Raw genomic sequence first — 17,271 nt, 5'->3', positions numbered from 1 at the left:
CGTTTGCACTCACCCTTTCAAACGAGGTTTAGAATGCCGTTCGAACTGCCTTCCCTGCCGTATGACCGCTCCGCGCTGGAGCCGCACATGTCGGCGCAGACGCTGGATTTCCATCACGGCAAGCACCATCAGACCTACGTCAACACCATCAACAAGCTGATCGAAGGCACGCCGATGGCCGACATGCCTCTGGAAGAGGTCGTCAAGGCTGCCTGGACCGACAAGAACACCGCCGCGTTCAACAACGCCGCCCAGGTGTGGAACCACAACCTGTTCTGGGTGGTGATGAAACCCGGCGGCGGCGGTGAACCGACCGGAGAGATCAAGGACCGGATCACGTCGGCGTTCGGGTCCGTGGATGACTTCAAGGAACAGTTCAAGGCCGCCGGCGTGGGCCAGTTCGGTTCGGGCTGGGCCTGGCTGGTCCTGGACAACGGTGATCTGAAGATCACCAAGACGCCGAACGGCGAAAACCCGCTGATCAGCGGACAAACCGCCCTGATGGGCTGCGACGTCTGGGAGCACTCCTACTACCTGGATTACCAGAACCGCCGCCCGGACTATCTGAGCGCCTGGCTGGACAACCTCGTCAACTGGGACGCGGTGAACGAGAACCTGGCCAAGGCGTCGTAACACCGACCGTGCGAAACCGGACCCACTGCGTCGGGTCCGGTTTCCCGCGCACGCACACGCGCACTTTGGTGTAGCGTGTTGCACCAACGGACAGACGCAGTGACCCCTCTTCCTGGGCCGGGCGTCGTGCCGGCCCAGGAGATCCCTCGGCTCGCTTTCGCTCGCTCGGGATGACGTATTCCTTTGTTTTTCCTAACCAGTGCCCGTCATCCCGAAGCGTCCGTTAGGACGCGAGGGATCTCCCAAGGTAATGTGCCGACGGTCCGGAAAACGTGTCGAGATTGCCGGCGCTTGGTATTACACGTTGAACAGGAAGTGGACCACGTCGCCGTCCTGGACGACGTAGTCCTTGCCTTCGGACCTCATCTTGCCGGTGTCCTTGGCGCCCTGTTCGCCGCCGCAGGCGATGAAATCGTCGTAGGCGATGGTCTCGGCGCGGATGAAGCCGCGCTCGAAGTCGGTGTGGATGACCCCGGCCGCCTCCGGCGCCTTGGCGCCACGTCGCACGGTCCAGGCGCGCGCCTCCTTCGGCCCCACGGTGAAGAACGTCAGCAGGTCCAGCAACCCGTAGCCGGCGCGGATCACCCGGGTCAGGCCGGTTTCGGCCAGCCCCAGATCCTCCAGGAAGGCCGCTTTCTCGTCCGGGTCCTCCAGTTGCGCCACCTCGGCCTCGATGGCCGCCGAGATGACCACATGGGCCGCGCTCTCGGCCGCCGCCTTCTGCGCCACCTTGGCGGAGAACGCGTTGCCCTCGGCCGCCGATCCCTCATCGACGTTGCAGACGTAGAGCACCGGCTTGGTGGACAGCAGGTTGAGCTGATGGAACAGCTTCAGCGCCTCGGGATCGTCCGGTTTCGCCAGGCGCGCCGGTTTGCCCTCGCGCAGCAGCGCCAGCGCCGGCTCCATGACGGCGATCTGCGCCTTGGCCAGGGCATCGCCGCCCTTGGCCTTCTTGCCCAGCGGCACGATGCGCTTTTCCAGGCTCTCCAGGTCGGCCAGCAGCAGTTCCGTCTCGATGGTCTCGGCGTCGCGCACCGGGTCGACCGAGCCATCCACGTGGGTGACGTTCTCGTCCTCGAAGCAGCGCAGGACGGAGACGATGGCGTCCGTCTCGCGGATGTTGGCCAGGAACTGGTTGCCCAGGCCCTCGCCCTTGGACGCGCCGCGCACCAGCCCGGCGATGTCCACGAACTCAAGCTGGGTGGGGATCACCTTGGCCGACTTGCCCAGCACCGCCAGCTTGTCCAGCCGGTCGTCCGGCACGGCCACGCGGCCCACGTTGGGCTCGATGGTGCAGAACGGAAAGTTGGCCGCCTGCGCCGCCGCCGTGGCGGTGAGCGCGTTGAAGAGCGTGGACTTGCCCACGTTGGGCAGGCCGACGATGCCGCAGTTGAATCCCATCGGGCGCCTGTTCGGTTGACTCGGAGAAGACGTGGCGGGGCCTTACCGCACCGCCGCCGCACTGGCAACAGGGGAATGCGCGGGCGCGCCGCCCCTCGCCGATCGGCCATCTGATTCACACAACTTCGTTTCCGTTTGTCATTGCGAGGAACGAAGTGACGAAGCAATCCAGGGCGGATATTTGCGTTTTACGCCCTGGATTGCTTCACCCTCGTCTTGCGACGAGGGTTCGCAATGGCGAGTCACGTCGTCTCGCGAGCGAAGTGCCGCCGCTTCGGCGGAAAGAGTGTGATGACGATAGCGCCGATCGGGGCGAGTCGGGCTTGGGCCTGCTGGGGGGCGCGCCCGTTCAGGCGATCTTGCGCAGTTCGGCCATGAACGTGTCCATCTTCTTGAGGACCTCCTGCACCTTCATTTTCGACTGCGCGGACAGATCCCCGGTCACCGTCATGACCTGATCGGTCGCCTGGCTGATCCGCGAGACGTTCTCGCTGATCGTGTTGACGTGGCTGGCCACGTCCTCGGTGCCGTTGTGGGCGCGATTGGCGTTGTCGGCGATCTCGCGCGAGGCGGCGCTTTGTTCCTCGATCGCGGCGGCGACGACGGTGGCCGACTCGTTGATCTCGTCGATCACGCCGACGATGCTCTGGAACACCTCGGCGGCCTTGTCGGTGGCGGCCTGGATGGAGGCGACCTGACGGGCGATATCCTCGGTGGCGCCGGCCGTCTGGCCCGCCAGCATCTTGACCTCGGAGGCGACGACGGTGAAGCCCTTGCCCGCCTCGCCAGCGCGCGCGGCCTCGATCGTCGCGTTCAGGGCCAGCAGGTTCGTCTGCTCGGCGATGGTCTCGATCATTTCCACGAACTCGCCGATCTTGTTGGCGTAGGTGACAAGCTCGCCCACCGTCTCGCGCGCCGTGTTGGTGGCGTCCTTGGCCTGGCCGGCGACGTCGGTCGTGCGGCTGACTTGGCGGGCGATCTCGGCGATCGAACTCGCCATCTCCTCGGCGGCATCGGAGATCACCTGCACGTTGGCCGACGTCTGTTGCGAGACATGAGCCGCCGTGTCGGCGTCGCCGCGCGAGCCGGTGACGACCGTTTCCATGTCGCGGGCCATGCTTTCCAGCGTCTCCACCGAGTGGCCGATGTCGGTCATGACGGCGTTCAGCGAGGCGTTGAAGTCGTCGGCCACGCGGCCGAAGCCGGTGGTGTTCTGGGCCACGCGCTCGGTGGCGGTGTTGATGACGCGGCTGCCGTTCAGCAGCATTCCGCGCATCCCCGTGTTGATGATGCGGCGGAAGTACAGGTTCTTGGAGATGTACTGCATGGAGGCGATGCTTTCCCGGGCGAACGCGTCCATGTGGTCGGTCATTTCGTTGATCGCCCACAGCATCTCGCCCAGGTCCCCGCGCTCGTGAATGCCGGTGATACGGGCTTCGAAGTCGCCGTCGGCCAGGCGCTGGCAGACGCGGGTGGCATTGGAGACCGCCGCGCCGGCCCGGCGGGCGAGGACCAGCCCGCCCCCCACGGCAGCGCCGGCCAGCACCAGAAGCACCGCCGTCACGGCGACCGGCGCGCCCAGCAGCAGAGCGACGACCGCGCCCAGCACCAGAACCAGGGCCGCGCCGTTAAGAAGCGGGATGGCCGAGAGCGAGGACATATTGTTCATAACTCATCCCTTTTTTGCGGACATGGTCCTGCAGCAGAGCCCCGGCCGCCGCCATGCCGTCCTTGCTGGAGGCGTGCCGCGCCTCTTCCTCGCGCAGGGTCTTGTACAGCGGTGTGATGACGGTCTGAACGACCGAGCGATCCGACACCCGGCGGTTCGAGTGATAGCCGCAAACGTTTCCATTCGAATCGAACGATGGCGTGACGTGGGCAAACACCCAGTAATGGTCACCGTTTTTGCAGCGGTTGACGATATAGGCGAACATTTCCTGGCCGGAGGCGATGGTCTCCCAAAAGAGCTTGAAGACGCAGCGCGGCATATGCGGATGCCGGATCAGGTTGTGGGGACGACCCAACAGTTCTTTCTCTGTGTATCCGGACACATCAATAAAGACGCGATTAACGTAGGTGATGCGGCCCTTGATGTCCGTCTTACTTACGAGGAAGGAATTCTCGGAAAACGTTCGTTCATTGCCCGTCAAATGAACCGATCTTTGCTCAGCCATGTCTGGTCCCGTGTCAGGGGCACGATGGATGGTCTTGTCGGTGCGCTGGGTCACGGTGTTCTGGACCCCGGCTGGCGCGCCCCCCTTGCGCCCAGCCCCCTCGCTTGGTCAGTCGCCGACAAACCAAACCCGATCATTATAGTGGAAATGACTGAGCAGGGCGAGGGGGGCTTGGCGCGGCGGCGGCCGTCCGACGCGAGCGTCCGACCAAAACCCGACTGAAGAAATGTCCACTTGGCCGGTCTCGGAACGGAACACGCCGCGCCGGCGCGCGTTGAGTTACGAGCGGCTATCGCAGCTGCGGAGGCGACCTGTTCCGAAGGTGCCTCACCAGCAGATCAAAGCGAAGGGAGACCGACATGACCATTCAGGACATCATGACGCCCAGCGTGGATGTGGTCGATCCGACCATGACCATCCGCGATGCCGCCATCCGGATGCGCGACGAGGATGTCGGCGGGCTGCCCGTCGGCGAGAACGACCGTCTCGTCGGCATGGTGACCGACCGCGACATCACCGTGCGCGGTGTCGCTGGCAGTAAAGGCCCCGGCGACTGCACGGTTCGCGACGTCCTGTCCGAGCGCGTGTACTACTGCTTCGAGGACGAGGACGCGCAGCGCGCCGCCGACGTGATGGCCGAGCACAAGGTGCGTCGCCTGCCGGTGCTGAACCGCGACAAGCGGCTGGTCGGCATCGTCGCGGTGGCGGACCTTGTTCGCGCCGGCGTCGAGCACTCGGCGATCGAGGGCATTTCCGTGCCGACGCGCGAGAACCGGGCCTGAGCCGCACCTCGGGTCCTTCGACCGAGCCTGTCGGGCGGGAGGGTTCCTCCCGCCCGACGCTCTATGTGTGTCATCCGCCGCTGTTATTTAGGCGCGGAGGCTGTCGACCTGCTTTTCGGCTTCTGCCTTGGCAATGCCGTAGCGTTCCTGGAGCTTGCCGACCAGAATGTCTCGGTCACCGCTCGCTTCTTCGACATCGCTGTCCGTGAGCTTGCCCCACTGCTTGCGGACATTGCCCTTGAGCTGGTTCCAGTTGCCTTTCAACTCGTCCTTGTTCATTGCTGGCCTCCTTTTCGGCTCACGTTCGGGATGCAGGGCGCCGGTTGCCCGGCCGCTTGAGATCCCGCCCCGCTCGGGCGCGTGACCTCTTGAGGAGCTACCGAACCCGGTCCGGACGCCCTCTCTCACCATCCCACCAACGCGGTGCCCCTAGAGGACGTTCCCACAGGACCCGTCAAACATGATCGTTGGCCGCGTTCGAACGCTCGCGGTCCCGGCTCTTTTCCAGCAGCTGGATGATCCGCGCCTGTGCGGCGAAGAACGCGCCCAGGATCACACAGACGGCCAATACGACGACGGCGAGCCCCGTCCGCGTCGCGTCAGGCAGGCCCAGCTCTCGCAGGCCGGCCACGTCCATCGGGCCGACCAGCACGGCCCCCAGCACACCCAGGCCACAAAGGCCACAGAACAGCGCGTAGAACACGGTCGCCATATCCGGCCCTCTCCTTGGGGTCCTGTCCCATGCGAAGCGCGTCGGATGCGCTCACGCACAGGCCCATGGTCTTTCGACCATGGGCCTCTCCACAATCTGGCCGTTTCCCAAGAAACGTGACCGGTCAGGCTGCGTCCACCGATGACACTGGGGCCATTCCGCCGACCCGGCCGACATGACTGGATCAAGCGGACAGCGTATGACGGTCGGAGCCTCTCCCCCTACTCTGCCGCCTGGCCGGCGGCGGCGCCGGGCTCGACCCCTGGCGGCGTGACCGGCACCTCCAGCTTGTCCAGCATCTCCTTCGGCACGATCTGCCAGAACTGGCCGATCTCGCGTTCCCAGTTGACCAGCAGCCGCTGGGCGAAGCGGGACTGGGTCTCGGCCACGTGTTCCTCGACCAGCCCCTTCAGCAGGTCGGCGTAGTGGTCCACCTGGATGCGCTGCCAGATGACGTAGTCTGGGTTGATGCGCTGCGGCAACAGGCCTTCGGGGTCGTGGATGAAGGCCATGCCGCCCGACATGCCGGCGGCGAAGTTGGCGCCGATCTCGCCCAGGATCACGACGACGCCGTTGGTCATGTACTCGCACCCGTTGGAGCCGCAGCCCTCGACCACCACCTGGGCGCCGGAGTTGCGCACCGCGAACCGCTCGGCCGCCTGACCGGCGGCGAAAAGCTTGCCGCCGGTGGCGCCGTACAGCACGGTGTTGCCGATGATCGTGTTCTCGTGCGAGGCCAGGGGGCTGGACACCGCTGGGCGCACCACGATGGTGCCGCCGGACAGCCCCTTGCCCACGTAGTCGTTGGCGTCGCCGAACACCTCCAGCTTCAGGCCCTGCACGGCGAAGGCCCCCAGCGACTGCCCGGCCGAGCCGCGCAGGCGCACGGTGATGTGGCCCGGTTGCAGGCCGCGCTCGCCGTACTTGGTGACGATCTTGTGCGACAGCATGGTGCCGACGGCGCGATGCGTGTTGCGCACCGTATAGGTGAGCTGCATTTTCTCGCCGTCTTCAAGGGTATTGTGGGCATCCTTGATCATCTGCGCGTCAAGGGTCTCCGGCACCTCGTTGCGGCCTTCGATCGCGCAGTGCACGGGCAGGCCGCCGCTGTCCGGGTGGGCCAGGATGGCATTGAGATCCAGGTCGTCCAGGTGCGCCGAGCCGCGGCTGATCTGGTGCAGCAGGTCGGTGCGGCCGATCGCCTCGTTCAGCGACCGCAGGCCGAGCGAGGCCAGGATTTCCCGGATTTCCTCGGCCATGAAGGTGAACAGGTTGACCACCTTCTCGGCCGTGCCGGTGAACTTCTCGCGCATGGCCTTGTCCTGCGTGCACACGCCCACCGGGCAGGTGTTGGTGTGGCACTGGCGCACCATGATGCAGCCCATGGCGATCAACGCCGTGGTGCCGACACCGAACTCCTCGGCACCCAGCATGGCGGCGATGACCACGTCGCGGCCGGTCTTGATGCCCCCGTCGGTGCGCAGCAGGACACGGTGGCGCAGCCGGTTCAGGGTCAGCACCTGGTGCACCTCGGACAGGCCCATCTCCCACGGCAGGCCGGCGTACTTGATGGAGGTCTGCGGGCTGGCGCCGGTGCCGCCGTTGTGGCCGGACACCAGGATCACGTCGGCGTTGGCCTTGGCCACGCCGGCGGCGATGGTGCCGATGCCGGTGCGGCTGGTCAGCTTCACCGTGACCCTGGCCGACGGATTGATCTGTTTCAGGTCGTAGATAAGCTGCGCCAGATCCTCGATGGAATAGATGTCGTGGTGCGGCGGCGGGCTGATCAGCGTCACGCCCGGCGTCGAGTGCCGCAGCTTGGCGATCTCCACCGTCACCTTGAAGCCGGGCAACTGGCCGCCTTCGCCGGGCTTGGCACCCTGGGCGACCTTGATCTCGATCTCGCGGCACTGGTTGAGGTACTCGGCGGTCACGCCGAAACGGCCCGAGGCCACCTGCTTGATGGCCGAGTTCATGTTGTCGCCGTTGGGGCGCGGCTTGTAGCGCACGGGGTCCTCACCGCCCTCGCCGCTGTCGGACTTGGCACCGATGCGGTTCATGGCGATGTTGAGCGTGCCGTGCGCCTCCGGCGACAGGGCGCCGAGCGACATGGCCGGGGTGACGAAGCGCCGGCGGATGGAGTTGATGCTCTCCACCTCATCCATATTGACCGGGCTGCTGACCTGCTTGAAGTCGAGCAGGTCGCGGATGTTGACCGGTGCCATCCGGTACAGGCCCTTGGTGTAGCGCCGATAGGTCTGGTAGCTGTCGGTGCCCACCGCCTCCTGCAGCATGTGGATCAGGCGGCCGTCGTACTGGTGCGCCTCGCCGCCGCGCCGGTAGCGGTAGAACCCGCCCACCGGCAGTGTCACCACGGCCGGATCAAACGCCCGGGCGTGCTGCTCCAGCACCTTCTTCTGGATGCCCGGCAGGCCGATGCCGGAGATGCGCGACGTCATGCTGGTGAAGAACTCGGCCACCAGCGAACGCGACAGGCCGATGGCCTCGAAGCAGTGACCGCCCCGATAGCTGCTGAGCACCGAGATGCCCATCTTGGACATGATCTTCAGCAGGCCGTCGTTGACCGCCTTCTTGTAGCGGGCCATGGCCTGATCCAGCGTCAAGTCGCCCAGCAGGCCGCGCCGGTGCCGGTCGGCGATGCTTTCCTGCGCCAGCCACGGGTTGACGGTGGTGGCACCAACGCCGATCAGCACGGCGAAGTAATGGGTGTCCAGACACTCGGCCGAACGCACGTTGACCGACGTGAACGTGCGCAGACGCTGGCGCACCAAGTGTGTGTGCACCGCGCCGGCGGCCAGAATCATCGGCAGCGCCGCCCGGTCCGGCCCCATGGCCTGGTCGGACAGGATCACGTGGGTGCGCCCACCGCGCACGGCGTCCTCGGCTTCCTGGCGGATGCGGTGCAGGGCCTGACGCAGGGCGTGCTCGCCGCCGCGCGGGTCGAACGTGCAGTCGATCTCCGCCGCCGTCTCACCCATGTAGCGGCGCATGGCCTCGAACTCGGCGGTGGTCAGCACCGGGCTCTCAAGTTGCAAGACCTCGCACTGCTCGGGCGACTCGTCGAGGATGTTGCCCAGGTTGCCCAGGCGCGTGCGCAGGCTCATCACCCGCGTCTCGCGCAGGGGGTCGATGGGCGGGTTGGTGACCTGGCTGAAATTCTGGCGGAAGAACTGGTGCAGGCCCCGGTAGTGATCCGACAGCACGGCCAGCGGCGTGTCGTCGCCCATGGAGCCGGTGGCTTCCTTGGCGTCCGTGACCATGGGCTGGAGCAGGAGTTCCATGTCCTCCATGCTCTGGCCGAAGGCGACCTGGGCACGGCGCAGGGCCTCCGGCGCCAAGCCCGAGGGTTCGTCCTGGTCGCCGGTGATCAGGCTGTCCAGCTTGGTGATGCGCTTGACCCAGTCCCCGAACGCCTGGCGGGCGGCCAGCCGGTCCTTGATCTCCCGATCCTCGTAGAAGACGCCCTCGCGTAGGTCGACGGCAATCATGCCACCGGGTCCGACCCGGCCCTTGCGCACGATGTCGGACTCGGGCACGCGCACCATGCCGGTTTCCGAGCCGACCACCAGCAGCCCATCACGGGTGACGCTGTAGCGCATCGGTCGCAGGCCATTACGGTCCATGCCGGCGACCACCCAGCGGCCGTCGGTGGCGCAGATGGCGGCCGGGCCGTCCCACGGTTCGATGACGCAGTTGCAATAGGAAACCAGATCGCCGTGCGGCTCCGGCAGCGTGCTGTCCTGGGTCAGGCTTTGCGGGATCATCATGGCCTTGACCATGGGGGCCTCGCGGCCGGCCCGGCACAGCAGCTCGAACACGGCGTCAAGCCCGGCGCTGTCGGAGCTGCCCACGCGCACCAGCGGCTTCAGGTCCTCGATGGCCGCGCCCAGCAGCGGCGATGACATGCGCGTTTCGTGCGCCTTCATCCAGTTGACGTTGCCGGTCAGGGTGTTGATCTCGCCGTTGTGGGCGAGCATCCGGAACGGCTGCGCCAGCCACCAGGTGGGGAAGGTGTTGGTGGAGTAGCGCTGGTGATAGATGGCGAAGCTGGACTCGAACCGGTCGTCCAGCAGGTCGGGATAGAAACTGGTGAGCTGTTCGGCCAGGAACAGGCCCTTGTAGATGATCGAGCGGCAGGACAGCGAGCAGATGTAGAAATCCTGGATGCCGGCCGCGTGGATCTTCTTCTCGATGCGCCGGCGCACCACGTACAGGTCGATCTCGAACCGCTCGTCGTCGACGCCCTTGGGGTTGCAGATCATGATCTGCTCGATCTCGGGCCGGGTGGCGTTGGCCTTCTCGCCGATGACCGAGACGTCAACGGGCACCTGACGCCAGCCATAGATCGTGTAGCCGGCGGCGAGGATTTCCGTCTCGACGATGCAGCGGCATTCCTCCTGCGCCACCAGGTCCGCCTTGGGCAGGAAGACCATGCCGACGGCGAGGCGGCCCTCGCTCGGGACGTGACCGGTGGCGGCGATGTGCTCCTTGAAGAACGCCTGCGGGATCTCGACGTGGATGCCGGCGCCGTCGCCGGTCTTGCCGTCGGCGTCCACGGCGCCCCGGTGGAACAGCACCTTCAGGGCCTCGATGCCGGCCACGACCACGTCGCGGCGCGGCGTGCCGTTGATGGAGGCGACCAAGCCGACGCCGCAGGCGTCATGCTCGTCGGCCGGGCTGTAGGCCCCGGCCTGTTCCAGGCGCGCAGCGTTGGCGCGCCAGTCGGCCACGAAGCGGGCACCGGAGTCGGCGCCAGGGGTGTTGAACGTCTCGGTCATGGCCGGACTCCTTCTGGGGTCGGGGCCGCGCGGTCTTCGGGCGGCCGTCATTGCGAGGCGCGACACGCCCCCAAAAACCCACTGGGACTGGGGCAATCCAGAGCAGAAAGACGTTTCATCCGCTCTGGATTGCGTCGCCGCCATCGTGTGATGGCGGCTCGCAATGACATGTGTCTTCCAATTCGTGGTGTTAGGTCCTGCGGCGCCGGCCTTACGAGGCCAGGGCCATGTCCTGCGGCGGCTCGCCACCGGCGGCCAGCTTCGCCTGGATGTAGTCGTGGATGCCGGCGGCGGCGTCGCGGCCATCGCGCACCGCCCACACCACCAGCGAGGCACCGCGCACGATGTCGCCGGCGGCGAACACGCCGTCCATCTCACTCATCAGGCTGTGCGGGTCCACCTTGACGGTGCCCCACTTGGTCACCGGCAACCCGGGCTCGCCGAACAGGGTCGGCAGGTCCTCCGGCTCGAAGCCAAGGGCGGAGATGACCATGTCGGCCGGCTCGTCGAACTGGCTGCCCTCGATCGGCACCGGGCTCTGGCGGCCGGTGGCGTCGGGCACACCCAGGTACATGCGCACCGTGCGCACGGCACTGACATGGCCGTCCTGGTCGAGGATGGCCTCGGGCGCGGTCAGCCAGACGAACTCCACGCCTTCCTCGATGGCGTTGGCCACCTCGCGCTGCGAGCCCGGCATGTTGGCGCGGTCGCGGCGGTAGAGGCACTTGACGGACTCGGCGCCCTGGCGGATGGCCGTGCGCACGCAATCCATGGCGGTGTCGCCGCCGCCGATGACCACCACCTTCTTGCCGGCGGCGTTCAGCAGGCCGCTGTCGTAGTCGGCCACGGCGTCGCCCAGGCTGCGCCGGTTGGACGCCGTCAGGTAGGTCAGAGCCGGCAGCACCTCCGGCAGGCCGGCGCCCGGCACGGTCAGCGCGCGGGCCTTGTAGACGCCCGTGGCGACCAGAACGGCGTCGTGGCGCTGGCGCAGATCGGCCAGCGTCATGTCGCGGCCGATCTCGACGTTCACCTTGATCTCGACGCCGGAGTCGATCAGCCACTGGCTGCGCCGCTCGACGATGTGCTTTTCCAGCTTGAAGCCGGGAATGCCGTAGATCAGCAGCCCGCCGGCGCGGTCGTGGCGGTCGTACAGCGTGACCTGATAGCCCAGTTTGCGCAGTTGCTCGGCCGCGCCCATGCCGGCCGGCCCGGCGCCGATGATGCCCACCGACTGCGCGCGTTCCTGCGTCGGCCGCACAGGCTGGACCCAGCCCTTGTCCCAGGCCGTATCGGTGATGTATTTTTCGACTGCGCCGATCGTCACGGTACCGTGACGCGACTGTTCCAGGACGCACGAGCCCTCGCACAGGCGGTCCTGCGGGCAGATGCGGCCGCAGATCTCGGGCAGCGTGTTGGTCGCCGAGGACACGGCGTACGCTTCCTCCAGGCGGCCCTGGGCAGTCAGCAACAGCCAGTCGGGAATATTGTTCTGAAGCGGGCAGTGCACCTGGCAGAACGGAATGCCGCACTGCTCGCAGCGTGAGGCTTGGTCAGACGCCCCGTCGGGCGCATAGCCGGTATAGATTTCCTCGAAGTCGCCACGCCGTGCCTCGGCGTCGCGCTTCACCGGCATCCGCCCCTCAAGGCGGGTGAACTGCATCATCTTCCGCGTCATCGCGGCCCTCCTGTACGGACGTCTTATCCCGGATGGCCCGTCCGTGTTCCGAGGCAAACCGGGGCTTTGAGATACGCCTGCCGGGACGGGATCACAAGAGAAAAACGTCATATATAGCAGCATTGTTGACCTATTATCGGGGCAACAAGCCATTCGCCAGCCGCGACCCTCTGAAAAATCCGGACATTTCCGGGAATTTTGGTCAGGACATAAGACCTATATGCCCTCGCGGTTGTGCCGGGGATCCACGTCGCCGCAACATTTTGTGTCTGGGCCAGGAATAGGGTGATCTGCTATAAGGGATCCACACCATCTTGTGGATCATCCCCTTGTGGATCAGGCCGTGGACCCTCTCCAGCTCGTCGTTCTGGCCCTGGTGCAGGGCCTCACGGAATTCCTGCCCGTCAGTTCCTCGGGGCATCTGGCGCTGGTGCCGCTGTTGTCGGACTGGCCGGACCAGGGCCTGAAGATCGACGTGGCCGTTCATGTCGGGACGCTGCTCGCCGTCCTGGTGTACTTCTGGCGCGATGTGGGCGTGATGTTGGCCGGCGCGGGGCGCCTGCTGACGGGGCGCGGCGGCCCCGGTGCCCGCATGGTGGTCCACCTGATCATCGCCACCATTCCCGTCGTGATCGCCGGCCTTCTGCTCAAGGACCTGATCGAGTCCGGACTGCGCAACCTGGAGGTCATCGCCTGGGCCACGCTGGGCTTCGGCCTGCTGCTGGGGCTGGCCGACCGCGTCGGCATGACCGTGCGCCGGGTCGAACACATGACCTGGGGCGATGCCCTGATCCTCGGCCTGGCGCAGGCCTTGGCGCTGATCCCCGGCACCAGCCGCTCCGGCATCACCATGACGGCGGCCCGGTTCCTTGGCTACGAGCGGCCGGAGGCGGCGCGGTTCTCGCTGCTGATGTCGATCCCCACCATCACCGCCGCCGGCCTGCTGGTGGGCCTGGACCTGTACGAGATGGGTGACTGGGCCATCACGCGCGAGGCCCTGATCGCCGCCGGTCTGGCCATGGTCTCGGCCTTGGCGGCCGTGGCCCTGATGATGGCCTGGCTGCGCCACGCCGGGTTCCTGCCGTTCGTGATCTATCGCGTGCTTCTCGGACTGGGGCTGCTGGCGATCGCGTATGGGGTGGTCGAGATTTGACGCCATCCTCGCTTGGGCGCGCCCCGCCAAGAACACGCTTAAAAAAACGGTTCTCAAAAAAAAACACTCGGCAAGATTGCGCATCCTTGTTGGCTCTGCCCTAATTTTCGTCAAATCCACCAAAAGGTGGAGCCCCCCATTTGGTGGATTGACAGCCGAGGCCCCGAACCGCACCGTCGAGCGGGATACAACTAATGTGATATTGCGAGACCAAGTGCAGCGGACCGCGCCTCAGAAGATGGGCAGCTTGCCAGAATGGACCGCGTCGTTGCCGCGCTACGCGCGACCATGCCCGCCGACCCTCGCCATGCCACGCATGACTGAGCAACCAATGCCCAAAGGAGAGACGTCATGAGCAAGCAGTTACAGCCCCCCCGTTTGGTCGCCGGCGCCGTCACGGCGGCGGCCATCGCTCTCTGGGCGACCACAGCGCCGGCCGCCGTTAGCTACACTGTGGCCGACGGCCCGTTCGAATGGAGCGGCCTGACCTGGGATTTTAACCTATCGAGCAGCAAAGCAACCGTCACGATTAACGATGACGGAAGCCTGACGATGACCGGAAAACAAGGCGAGATGTCTCGGACCCAGGGCAGCATCACAAACCCGGACGAGTGGGTGCTGAAGGCACGCCTGCCTGATTACATCCGGTCGTCTGACAGGCAAAACATCCAGTTCCGTTTTCTTGACAACACTGATAACTCGTATGTTCCGCGCGTCTTCGTCGACCGAAACGAGTCTGATGCTGAATTAATGGCTCAATCGGGGGGATATGCTGGATTTGCAAACTATTACTACGGCGGCTGGACATACGACAAATCCGACGCGAGTTGGGATGGCGACTTTACTGAGCTTGCTGCTAGAAGTACAGGCGAACACACCGCTGACTTCAAACTGGATCCGACTGGGTCTCTGTACTTCGCTTTTGACGGCGTAGAGCCAGACAGCTACTACGATGCCGGGTTTGCAGACTTCAAGGACCTCTTTATCGGCTTCAACGCGTACAGCGGCGGTGAGGACATTTCCGTTACGTTTACGGGCGTCTCCGCAACCACGCCCCTCCCCGCCGCCGCGTGGTTCCTGCTGACCGCCCTGGGCGGGCTGTTCGGCGCCCGGTGGGCAAAGAGGCGCGCGTCCGAAAAGGCGGCGTGATCGGACCACTCAACCGCGTGGCCCGGCATTGCCCCCGGGCGCGCGGTTGCGTCACATGGGGCGGAGTCGAACACTGACTTCGCCCCATGAGGTTTGGTTCAGGCCTCCCTCGCGCCCGCTATGCCGTCAGGCGTCCGCCTCCGCCGGATATCCGGCCATCCACTCCCTGCGGCGGCGCCAGACTTCTTGCCACTTGTCCCGCAACGGTCCGAAGCGGCGCGGCATCGCGGTGGCCAGGAGCGATGCCGCCACCACCCGATTCACGATCCACGCCCAGAGCATGGCGCGCCCCCAGGGGAGCCAGACCCTAGGCCAATGCGTGTAGACCAGGGACGCCCGCCCGGTATGCAGCATGATGGTGCGGCGCGCCGTGCTCTGGCTGCTGGCGCCGACAATGTGCATCAGGCGGGCCTCGGGCGTGATCATCGGCCGGCAACCCAAGCGCGCCGCCCGCAAGCAGAGATCCGCATCCTCGCCGTACATCCAAAATCGCGTGTCGAAGCCGCCGAGCCGGACCCACAGGTCCCGGCCGATGAGCAGAAAACACCCGGTGATGATGTCCACGTGGCGGACGCTGTCGCGTGGCCATCCGCCTAGTGTTTCGGGGTTGAAGAGCGAAGACTTGGGCATCAGGGCCGTCAGCCCGAACGCCGAACAGAACAGGCTCCAAGGCGTGATCCGACCCCAGCACGAGGCAATGTTGAGCGACCCATCCGGAAAGAACGTACGGCCGCCGTAGACACCGCCATCGGGGTTCGCCTCGGCGAACGACACGATCGCGTCCAAGGCGCCCGGATAGACCTCGGTATCGGGATTGAGCAACAACAGCCACCGTCCGGTCGCTTGCTCGGCGGCGACGTTGTTGCCCTTGGCGAAGCCCAGGTTCTCCTCGGAGCGAATCAGACGCACCTCTGGGAAGTGCTCGGCCACGGCATCGGCGGACCCGTCGTGCGAGGCATTGTCAAGCACGATTACCTCGTAAGGACGAGAACACCCGACGTCGCGCACGGCCTTCAGCGCGTTCAGCAGAAGGTCGCGCGTGTTGTAGCTGATGATCAGGATGCTGAGGTCGGTCATGATCGGATCGCGCTTCCCTTTCTGGATCGTGGCAGGCCGATAACCACGCACCGCACCGTCAGCCACCACCAGCGACTGGATCGTGGGCCCCAAGCACGGACTGCATGGCCGAACAATACGCGTCCCGGATCGCCGCCCGTGTCAGCCGGGTCAACGCACCGGATTCCTGCATGTCGCGCAGGGTCGCCTTGATCTCGTCCTGACGACGGACGCCATCGACCAGCGCGGCGGCCAGGGCGTTTGTGTCATCGGGGTCCACGGCCACCACGGCCTCGCTGCCCTCGAAGTAGCCGGCGATCCCGTTTCCCGCCGCGTGGATGACGGGCGCACCGGACAGCAGGGCCTCTGTATAGACCATGCCGAAACTCTCGCGGAACGGCACCATGGCGAACCCACACGCGGCGTTCATCTCGTCCTGGATCCGCTCGCGCGGAACCGGCCCGATCAGGCGGCAATGGTCCGGTGCGCGGCGCGCGATCAGGCCCCGCACCGCCGCGAACCCGGCCGGATCGCCGCCACCGAGAATGTCCAGCCGGATATCGGGGACGTCCCGCGCGGCCGTAGCCACGGCCTGGATCAGCCCGGCCACGTTTTTCCGGCGGTATTGGCTCAGGTGGAAACACGTCTTGAAGACCGGCGCGGTCCGGCGCGGAGAGATGATGCCGTCCCGATCGTTCGGGCATGGCAGGATTGTGACCGGCCCCTCGCGAGAGCCAAGCATATGATCGAGCGCCGTCTTCGTCCATGGCGCGAACGGAAACACCATCGCCGCGCCGCGCCAGATGTCCCGCCACACACGGCGCAGGTCGCGCCGGACCGTGAGGATCTTGACGTCGGAAATCCCCTGGGACGAGATGACAAGGGGGCGGCCAAGCGCCTTGGCAACAGCGGCGCCGGCAAGTCCGTCGGTGGACAGCTTGTGGGCGTGCACCACATCGACGGACAGGCCTCTCTCTCGCACGTCCCGCACGATCCACGCGGCCAGCCGGTCCAGGTAGGTTTTCAGGAACAGGCCACGCGGAGGCCCGGGATAGGCCACGGCGCGCCAGTCCGGGCCGAACGGCAGGGCGGCGAGGTCCAGGCGGTGGTCCACCCTGTTGATGGAATAGACGTGGTGGTCGAAGACGTCGCTGGTCAGGTCGATCAGATTGGCGATCGCCTTCGTCTTGCCCGGCTGCAACGGATCAGGAAAGTCCGCAGATATATGGAGAATACGCGCGCCGCCCGCCTGGGTCGTGGCCCCCGCGTCGCGGGTCTCGTTCGACGGGTGCACGACGAATCCCCCTCAAGCACGAACCAGGCAAACGTCCGGCGACGTCACACGCGGCCAGCCCCCCTCGCCCCAAGGGTCGCAGTGGCCCGGACCGGCCGCAGTATCCGGACTCGGCCGGTGCCACGCAAGCGGCATGACGATGACGTCGACCGGGACGGCGCCCCGCCACCGGATCACCCGCGCGCCAGCCACACGACCAGCACACCCAGGGCAATCGTGATCACGCCGCTGATGCGCAACTGGGTCTCGGGCATCTCCAACGCCGCGCGGATCATGGCCCGCATGGGTCCCGCCAGCACGGCGTACAACAAGCCCTCGATCACCAGCACAAGGCCAAGGGCCGTCACAATATCTTGCAGCATGGGGTCTCGCTCTCGGTGGTGTCGCCCGTCCGAGCCCCGCTTTGTATAGAGAACCGGCCCAAAAGGAAACACGAAGCGGCG

14 protein-coding genes are annotated in these 17,271 nt (G+C 66.0%); 4 read left to right on the top strand and 10 right to left on the bottom strand.

Annotated elements, in window-relative coordinates:
- Window positions 1–33: 33 nt before the first annotated feature.
- Window positions 34–633 carry a superoxide dismutase gene (locus Q0309_RS06110; protein WP_299438532.1) on the top strand — a complete coding sequence of 200 codons (600 nt, stop codon included), beginning with the start codon at window positions 34–36 and terminating at the stop codon, window positions 631–633.
- 297 nt (window positions 634–930) lie between these two features.
- On the opposite strand, the gene ychF is transcribed toward Q0309_RS06110, so the two are convergent.
- From ychF to Q0309_RS06095, 3 genes are all read right to left on the bottom strand, one after another.
- Window positions 931–2,034, bottom strand: a complete 1,104-nt coding sequence (gene ychF / locus Q0309_RS06105; protein WP_299438529.1) for a redox-regulated ATPase YchF — start codon at window positions 2,032–2,034, stop codon at window positions 931–933.
- Between the two features lie 349 nt (window positions 2,035–2,383).
- Entirely contained in the window at window positions 2,384–3,703 is a 1,320-nt protein-coding gene (locus tag Q0309_RS06100) for a methyl-accepting chemotaxis protein (protein WP_299438527.1), read from the bottom strand.
- Entirely contained in the window at window positions 3,663–4,208 is a 546-nt protein-coding gene (locus Q0309_RS06095) for a PAS domain-containing protein (RefSeq protein ID WP_299438577.1), read from the bottom strand. The genes Q0309_RS06100 and Q0309_RS06095 overlap by 41 nt, the downstream gene beginning before the upstream one ends.
- Before the next feature lie 359 nt (window positions 4,209–4,567).
- Between Q0309_RS06095 and Q0309_RS06090 the strand changes: the two genes are divergently transcribed.
- On the top strand, window positions 4,568–4,990 hold the full coding sequence (locus Q0309_RS06090; RefSeq protein ID WP_299438524.1) for a CBS domain-containing protein: 423 nt from the start codon (window positions 4,568–4,570) through the stop codon (window positions 4,988–4,990).
- Between the two features lie 87 nt (window positions 4,991–5,077).
- Here Q0309_RS06090 and Q0309_RS06085 read toward each other — a convergent pair whose 3' ends face one another.
- From Q0309_RS06085 to Q0309_RS06070, 4 genes are all read right to left on the bottom strand, one after another.
- A complete protein-coding gene (locus Q0309_RS06085) occupies window positions 5,078–5,269 on the bottom strand; it encodes a CsbD family protein (RefSeq protein ID WP_299438522.1) in 192 nt (63 codons plus the stop codon).
- Window positions 5,270–5,444: 175 nt separating this feature from the next.
- Window positions 5,445–5,702, bottom strand: a complete 258-nt coding sequence (locus Q0309_RS06080; protein WP_299438520.1) for a hypothetical protein — start codon at window positions 5,700–5,702, stop codon at window positions 5,445–5,447.
- Window positions 5,703–5,923: 221 nt separating this feature from the next.
- Window positions 5,924–10,501: a glutamate synthase large subunit gene (gene gltB / locus Q0309_RS06075; RefSeq protein ID WP_299438517.1), complete on the bottom strand. Its 4,578-nt coding sequence runs from the start codon at window positions 10,499–10,501 to the stop codon at window positions 5,924–5,926.
- Window positions 10,502–10,712: 211 nt separating this feature from the next.
- Complete coding sequence (locus tag Q0309_RS06070; RefSeq protein ID WP_299438515.1) at window positions 10,713–12,176, bottom strand: NAD(P)-dependent oxidoreductase; 1,464 nt, start codon at window positions 12,174–12,176, stop codon at window positions 10,713–10,715.
- A gap of 343 nt (window positions 12,177–12,519) precedes the next feature.
- Here Q0309_RS06070 and Q0309_RS06065 point away from each other — a divergent pair, with 343 nt between their 5' ends.
- Together Q0309_RS06065 and Q0309_RS06060 are read left to right on the top strand one after the other, a co-directional pair.
- Complete coding sequence (locus Q0309_RS06065) at window positions 12,520–13,329, top strand: undecaprenyl-diphosphate phosphatase (protein WP_299438575.1); 810 nt, start codon at window positions 12,520–12,522, stop codon at window positions 13,327–13,329.
- A 351-nt stretch (window positions 13,330–13,680) separates the two neighbouring features.
- A complete protein-coding gene (locus Q0309_RS06060) occupies window positions 13,681–14,478 on the top strand; it encodes a VPLPA-CTERM sorting domain-containing protein (protein ID WP_299438513.1) in 798 nt (265 codons plus the stop codon).
- A 126-nt stretch (window positions 14,479–14,604) separates the two neighbouring features.
- Here Q0309_RS06060 and Q0309_RS06055 read toward each other — a convergent pair whose 3' ends face one another.
- The 3 genes from Q0309_RS06055 to Q0309_RS06045 all read right to left on the bottom strand — a co-directional run bounded on the left by Q0309_RS06055 (window position 14,605) and on the right by Q0309_RS06045 (window position 17,190).
- Entirely contained in the window at window positions 14,605–15,621 is a 1,017-nt protein-coding gene (locus Q0309_RS06055) for a glycosyltransferase family 2 protein (RefSeq protein ID WP_299438511.1), read from the bottom strand.
- Window positions 15,614–16,828, bottom strand: a complete 1,215-nt coding sequence (locus Q0309_RS06050; protein ID WP_299438509.1) for a glycosyltransferase — start codon at window positions 16,826–16,828, stop codon at window positions 15,614–15,616. The genes Q0309_RS06055 and Q0309_RS06050 overlap by 8 nt, the downstream gene beginning before the upstream one ends.
- Before the next feature lie 173 nt (window positions 16,829–17,001).
- On the bottom strand, window positions 17,002–17,190 hold the full coding sequence (locus Q0309_RS06045; protein WP_299438506.1) for a DUF2065 domain-containing protein: 189 nt from the start codon (window positions 17,188–17,190) through the stop codon (window positions 17,002–17,004).
- Window positions 17,191–17,271: the final 81 nt, after the last annotated feature.

The sequence above is a fragment of the uncultured Rhodospira sp. genome (assembly GCF_937138205.1).
Classification (GTDB): Bacteria; Pseudomonadota; Alphaproteobacteria; order Rhodospirillales; family Rhodospirillaceae; genus Rhodospira.
This window is presented reverse-complemented; position numbering and strand designations above follow the sequence as displayed.